At 63.0% G+C, this 2,539-nt stretch carries 4 protein-coding genes; 1 reads left to right on the top strand and 3 read right to left on the bottom strand.

Going from position 1 to position 2,539, the window contains the following annotated elements:
* Positions 1–814: 814 nt before the first annotated feature.
* Entirely contained in the window at positions 815–1,414 is a 600-nt protein-coding gene (locus MJ785_RS21760; protein ID WP_239313635.1) for a transposase, read from the bottom strand.
* On the opposite strand from MJ785_RS21760, the gene MJ785_RS21755 reads away from it, so the two are divergent.
* Entirely contained in the window at positions 1,302–1,547 is a 246-nt protein-coding gene (locus tag MJ785_RS21755; protein ID WP_239313644.1) for a hypothetical protein, read from the top strand. The two genes, MJ785_RS21760 and MJ785_RS21755, sit on opposite strands and share 113 nt — an antisense overlap.
* Before the next feature lie 294 nt (positions 1,548–1,841).
* Here the strand turns inward: MJ785_RS21755 and MJ785_RS21750 are convergent, their stop codons facing one another.
* Positions 1,842–2,228 (bottom strand): type II toxin-antitoxin system VapC family toxin, encoded by a 387-nt coding sequence (locus tag MJ785_RS21750; protein ID WP_239382729.1) that lies wholly within the window; start codon positions 2,226–2,228, stop codon positions 1,842–1,844.
* Positions 2,225–2,491 carry a hypothetical protein gene (locus MJ785_RS21745; RefSeq protein ID WP_239382727.1) on the bottom strand — a complete coding sequence of 89 codons (267 nt, stop codon included), beginning with the start codon at positions 2,489–2,491 and terminating at the stop codon, positions 2,225–2,227. Before MJ785_RS21745 ends, MJ785_RS21750 begins: the two co-directional genes overlap by 4 nt.
* Positions 2,492–2,539 lie beyond the last annotated feature (48 nt).

Here is a 2,539-nt window from a genome sequence, read left to right as displayed (position 1 = left end):
GCGTTGTCGTCGGTCGCCACCCAATACCAGCGTGACTCTCTCCGCCGCCTTGCGATGCACGCACCCAGCCCCGCTCCTTGATCCACGCCCCTATTGCCGGGCGCTCTTAATGCCGAAACTACTGGTCAGGTGCGCTTTCGTCGTTGCGCCGTGGAGCAGGTACCCGTTACGATATGTCAACTTGGCCCGATCTTCACGGCTTTGGCCGACCTGGCCAACTAGAGGATCATGAAGATCGAATCTCGACTGGCGTTATAGTTGTCACCTCGACACCTAATTCCATGATCAGTTCTTGGATAAAGATCTAACAGTAGCCTCAAATACGGACAGAACATCCTTCTTGTCGATGGCGATCTCCCTGCAAATGATCTGTACTCATCTCCATGCCCCTCCACCGGAGTTTTTGACGATGTCAGTGACCGGTGTTGCCGTACAAGCTACCGCTTCATAAGTTGGAACTTCCCGATGAACCGCGCCGAGCGACTCTGGCTCAACTCCCGCGAGATGGTCTCCCGCTCCTCGAATGCCAACGCCTCGCGCTGACCCATCCACCATCCGTTCTCTCGATGCTACTGATAATAATCCTATCGGAGTGTCGCTACAACCATTGAATCCATCTTCTCTTTCTTCGATCTTTTGCGAAAGAGATCAACTTTGACTAAGCGTAAACAAATTTAAGATCATTAGCAGGCTCTCGGTTTGATTTTTTAACCTGCTTGCTTCTCCCTCGTATCCGGCTGTGGGGTTCCAGAACCCCGGTTCGAGCGGTGACCTGCGTGTTTGCCAGGGCGTACCGCAAAGTCGTTGATGCTGGTCAGGTCGGGTTTTCGAGGCCGAGGATGGCGATGAGCAGGGCGGTGTCGTGCCGGATCCTGCGGAGGGTGGGGCCAATCCGGGTGTGGCCGGCGAGGCAGATCAGCCCTATCGTGATGTTACGGAGTGTGACAGTAGCGCGGGGCGGGGGGCCGGTTCGGACCTGGGACGCATCACCATGGAACGTGACATCGCGGACCCAGCGGACTCGGTTTTCTATGGTCCAGCGTCCCTGGACGTAGCTGGCGAGTTCGGCGGCGGTGATCTCGTCGAGCGTCAGGCTGGTGATCACGAAGGCGGTGATGGTGGCCGTGGTCTTCTCCGTGACCCGGCGGCGGCCCTTGCCTCTGGTCACGGTGCGGGTGACGCGGCGGCGGATCCTGGCGACGGCGCGGGCATGGGGATGGCGGGCGCGGATCGCGTTGCTGGCCGCGATGTAATGGATCGAGTGTGACTCGAACCGGCCGTGGCCGTGGCCCTCGGCGGGTGTGGCCGACCGGGATCCTGGTCCAGTCGGCGGCCTGCTGGCAGTCGACCGCGAGGGCGGGGGTGTTGTTCTTGACGGTGAACACGAAGTGCGCGCCGAGCTCGGCGACCACATGGCCGGTCAGGGGACAGTAGCCGTGCAACTCGCGCAGCAGCGGGGCGAAGGCGGGGACCTCGTTGCTCTTCGGGCCGATCGCGTGTTCGGCGAGCACGACACCGGTGGTGTGGGTCGCGGCGGCAGCAGGTAGAGCACCTGCCCGCCGGCGTCGCGCGCGCCGCGCAGGGCGGTGCTGCGGCTGTTGTGGCTGTTGTGGCTCCGCCGGTTGACGACGGATCTGCGCTGTCGACTGGACGGCTCCGGAATCGGCATTGAAAGCCGGAACAACGAGACAGGGCCGCCCCTCGATAGGGGGCTGTCCGACCTGAGGTGTAAGTGGTCTGCCTGATCGCGCCAGGCGTGGCTTGGCGGGAAGGACAGATCATGGACGAGACGATCGATATGGACGGCCATGACCGTGGCGACGGTACGGGGTTGTTGGCCGCTAAACCTTGACGATTGTGAATGGTCGGGCGTTCGGGAGGTGCCCGGCCAGATGCTGAAGATCCCCTGGGTCGGATGTGTACACCACCCCACCGTGGCGGGCAGCTGACAGAGCGACGATCGCGTCGACCCCGTCACTGGTACGGGAACGACCTAACAGTTCCCCGACAGCGCGTGCTGTCATGTGGTCGACCGGTTCGACCAGACAACCACGGAGCAGTCGCGCGAGGCGTGCCTGTCGTGCCCCGTCCCGCCAGACCTGCCAGATGACCGGCGCCGGGACCGCGGGGGTGATGCCGCCGGCCAGTGCCTTGATGTGGCGGGCCCACATGCGTTCGTCGTCACGTTCGCCAGCGACGAGGGCGCCGGCGTCATAGAGCAGGTTCACGCGGTTCGGCGAGGGAGTATGCCGGCGTCTTCCAGCTCACGTTGGGCCTCGTCGAGGATGTTCTGTGGGAGAGGGCCGTGTTCGGCCTCCCATTCGCGGGCGGCTGCCAGACCGTCCGCGATGACGGCTTGCCGGTCGAGTCGCTCCATGATCGCTTCGCGTACCCACGCAGACAGCGATGTCCCCGCGGTGCGGGCGGCGTCTTCGGCGCGGGCGCGGAGATCGTCACCGAGGTACAGCGGAGTCGATGTCGTTCTGGCCATGTCTGCCAGCATATCCCGATGCGAATCGCATGCGAATCTACTCCCATC

The organism is Protofrankia sp. CiT1, assembly GCF_917627335.1.
In the GTDB taxonomy this organism is placed as follows: Bacteria; Actinomycetota; Actinomycetes; order Frankiales; family Frankiaceae; genus Protofrankia.
Note: the sequence above shows the minus strand (reverse complement) of the source record. Positions and strands in the feature narration are given on the sequence as shown.

Bases quoted from the DNA above. Each gene is read 5' to 3' on its own strand.
- MJ785_RS21745 (WP_239382727.1), bottom strand. From the start codon at position 2,491: ATGGCCAGAACGACATCGACTCCGCTGTACCTCGGTGACGATCTCCGC.
- MJ785_RS21760 (WP_239313635.1), bottom strand. From the start codon at position 1,414: ATGTGGTCGCCGAGCTCGGCGCGCACTTCGTGTTCACCGTCAAGAACA.